This window comes from Rheinheimera sp. (genome assembly GCF_036568245.1).
Classification (GTDB): domain Bacteria; phylum Pseudomonadota; class Gammaproteobacteria; order Enterobacterales; family Alteromonadaceae; genus Alishewanella.
The window spans coordinates 1-3,298 of sequence record NZ_DATCSY010000261.1 but is presented as its reverse complement, the minus strand read 5'-3'; the positions used below and the strand labels follow the sequence as shown (position 1 = coordinate 3,298).

The following is a 3,298-nucleotide window of genomic DNA, read 5'->3' as shown; positions in this document are numbered from 1 at the left end:
GGTGATGTACTGGTTACTGATATGACCGACCCGGACTGGGAGCCAATTATGAAGCGTGCTTCTGCCATTGTGACCAATCGTGGTGGCCGTACCTGTCATGCCGCCATTATTGCCCGTGAGCTGGGTATTCCTGCTGTGGTTGGCTGCGGCGATGCCACCAGTAAAATTAAGACCGGCCAGCAAGTTACCGTGTCCTGCGCAGAAGGCGATACCGGTTTTATCTACGATGGTAAACTGGATTATAAGGTCGTAAGCAGCCGGGTTGATCAGATGCCGAAGCTTGATTTAAAAATCATGATGAACGTTGGTAACCCTGAGCGCGCCTTCTCTTTTGCTAAGCTGCCGCATGCTGGTATTGGTTTGGCCCGGCTTGAGTTTATTATCAACCGCATGATTGGCGTGCACCCTAAAGCTTTGCTTAATTTTGATGCACAAACGCCTGAGTTAAAGGCTACTATCAGCGAGATGATTGCAGGTTACGACAATCCGGTTGAGTTTTATATCGCCAAACTGACCGAAGGCATTGCCACTTTAGCCTGTGCCTTTGCACCGCAAAAAGTCATCGTGCGGATGTCAGATTTCAAATCGAATGAATATGCGAACCTGGTGGGCGGTCGTCAGTACGAGCCACATGAAGAAAACCCGATGATCGGTTTCCGGGGCGCTTCACGTTACATCTCTGAAGACTTCCGAGATTGCTTCGCGCTGGAAGTAGAAGCGTTAAAGCGTGTTCGCAATGTTATGGGCTTTACCAATGTTGAAGTGATGATCCCGTTTGTGCGCACTATGGAAGAGGCAAGCGCGGTGATCGATCTGTTAGCAGCGCATGGTTTAAAACGCGGTGAAAACGGCCTGCGCGTGATCATGATGTGTGAGCTGCCTTCTAATGCCTTATTAGCAGAAGAGTTTTTAGAGTACTTTGACGGTTTCTCTATTGGCTCTAACGACTTAACTCAGTTAACCCTGGGGCTTGATCGTGACAGTGGCTTAATCGCACATTTATTCGATGAGCGCAATCCGGCAATTTATAAACTGTTGGAAATGGCCATTAAAACCTGTAAAGCCAAGGGTAAATACATTGGTATTTGTGGCCAAGGGCCTTCAGATCATGAAGACTTTGCCGCCTGGTTAATGCAGCAGGGCATTGATAGCGTGTCGCTTAACCCGGATACGGTACTGGAAACCTGGCTGTACCTGGCCGAGAAGTACGGAAACAAGTAGTTAAGAAAGAAAGCTTCTACGCGAAGCGAACAGACCTTATACCGAAGTGGGCGTCACAGAGTGTCTGAGCAGCTACGTTAGTAGCTGCGAGTTGCTGTGGCGAACCAGAGCGGTGTAGGGGCTGTTGCCTTTAAATGAATGGATTATGTGCCACAAAATGTATTACCAATACACTGCTCAGGTGTTGGTGGCTGTGCCAGATCTGCATCTTCAGCACTTAACTCAAATGGCGTTTTGAGGGCTTTATGCAGGCGGTTAAACAGTGATAAATCCCCCTGATTAGCCGCAAGTTCCAGCGCTTTGGCTATCTGATGGTTACGCGGGATCAGCGCCGGGTTAATTCGGTTCATTTGCTGCATTATATCCGCAGTGCTCATCCCTTGCTCTGACAACCTTTTATGCCAGCGTATCGCCCAGTCTTGCCAGGCGTTGTTATCGGCAAATAAGCCTGCGGCACCCGCTCTGCTGTCGCTAACGGACTGGCTTAACAACCTGAACGCCAGCGTAAAGTCCGCACCGTTTTTTACCATTAATGTCAGATAATCGCGGATCAGTGGTTCATCAGTGGCGACGGGCTCTGTAATTCCCAACTTAATACCCATCAGACGGCGAAACTCTGTTTCATTTAGCATGTTGAACTGCTGCAGTGCCTGTGTTGCCAACTCAACAGCCTGCTCAGCGTTTTCACTGATAAGCGGTAATAACGTTTCAGCAAAGCGGGCTAAATTCCAACTGCCTATTTTGGGCTGATTACCCCAGGCATAACGCCCCTGAGTATCAATAAAACTATATACTTGCGCCGGATTAAAGCTGTCCATAAAGGCACAGGGGCCATAATCAATCGTTTCACCTGTGATGCTCATATTGTCGGTATTCATCACGCCATGAATAAAACCTAAGCTCATCCATTGTGCTATCAACCCAGCCTGCGCAGCGACTACTGCTTCCAGTAACGCCAGATAGGGCGTATCTGAATCAGCACATGCAGGGTAATGCCTTGCAATCACATAATCGGCAAAGGTTTTAAGTTTCACCGTATCGCCCCGTGCTGCCAGATACTGAAAGCTGCCAATACGAATGTGGCTTTTGGCCACGCGGGTGATAATGGCTCCGGGTTCTGCCGTTTCGCGTTGCACCCAGTCGCCGGTTAATACGGCGGCTAAAGCGCGTGTGGTTGGTACCCCCAGTGCATGCATAGCTTCACTCACCAGATATTCCCGCAGCACAGGGCCAAGCGGCGCCCGGCCATCCCCGCGGCGTGAAAACGGTGTTTGCCCGGCACCTTTTAACTGCAGATCAAACAACTGCCGATTAACGTCTTCAAGCTCTGCCAGCAGCAGGGCACGGCCATCGCCTAATTGCGGCACAAAGTTGCCAAACTGGTGGCCAGCATAAGCATGTGCTACTGGCTTGGCCCAATCCGGTAGTTGATTACCGCTAAACAAGCCCAGACCGGCATCAGTGGCCCAATACTCTTCAGGCAGTTGTAACTGCGTCGCAAGTTCGGGATTAAAGGCCAGCCACTGCGGTGCAGAAACCCTGGTTGGTGAGCAACGTAATGAATAAGGTTCGCCAAGTTGGGCGAGGCTGTGCTTAGGATTAAACTTGGGCATGCTGCTTCACTGCTAATGTTCTAAAGACTGCCAGTGTACAGGGGGAGTATTTCAGATACAAAAAAACCGACTATTATGTCGGCTCTTAAGTTGGTTACGGCAGCCCTGATCTGTATGAAGAGCGAATTGACGACCTTCGAGTTGTTGAATTTCAGATACTAAAAAACCAGCTTAATGCTGGCTTAAATGTTGGTTGCGGGAGCCCTGATCTGTATGAAGAGCGAACCGACGACCTTCGAGTTGTTGAATTTCAGACACAAAAAAACCAGCTTAATGCTGGCTTAGATGTTGGTTGCGGGAGCCGGATTTGAACCGACGACCTTCGGGTTATGAGCCCGACGAGCTACCAGGCTGCTCCATCCCGCGTCCGTGATATTACAACTGAGCAGTGGTTGTAATATGTTTATTTGCAATGTCGTTTCAACTAAAAGTTGGTTGCGGGAGCCGGATTTGAACCGACGACC

The 3,298-nt window shown here is 49.5% G+C and carries 2 protein-coding genes and 1 tRNA gene; 1 reads left to right on the top strand and 2 read right to left on the bottom strand.

The window, feature by feature from the left end; translation table 11 throughout:
- A partial coding sequence (gene ppsA, locus VIN66_RS11900) for a phosphoenolpyruvate synthase (RefSeq protein ID WP_331924187.1) occupies window positions 1–1,221 on the top strand: 1,221 nt, incomplete at its 5' end.
- Between the two features lie 143 nt (window positions 1,222–1,364).
- Here ppsA and VIN66_RS11895 read toward each other — a convergent pair.
- Window positions 1,365–2,834 carry a protein adenylyltransferase SelO gene (locus VIN66_RS11895; RefSeq protein WP_331924186.1) on the bottom strand — a complete coding sequence of 490 codons (1,470 nt, stop codon included), beginning with the start codon at window positions 2,832–2,834 and terminating at the stop codon, window positions 1,365–1,367.
- A gap of 289 nt (window positions 2,835–3,123) precedes the next feature.
- A tRNA-Met gene (locus VIN66_RS11890) sits at window positions 3,124–3,200 on the bottom strand.
- Between the last annotated feature and the right edge of the window lie 98 nt (window positions 3,201–3,298).

What these genes read in the sequence shown, in the direction of transcription:
- VIN66_RS11895 (WP_331924186.1), bottom strand. Translation starts at nt 2,834, where the DNA reads ATGCCCAAGTTTAATCCTAAGCACAGCCTCGCCCAACTTGGCGAACCT.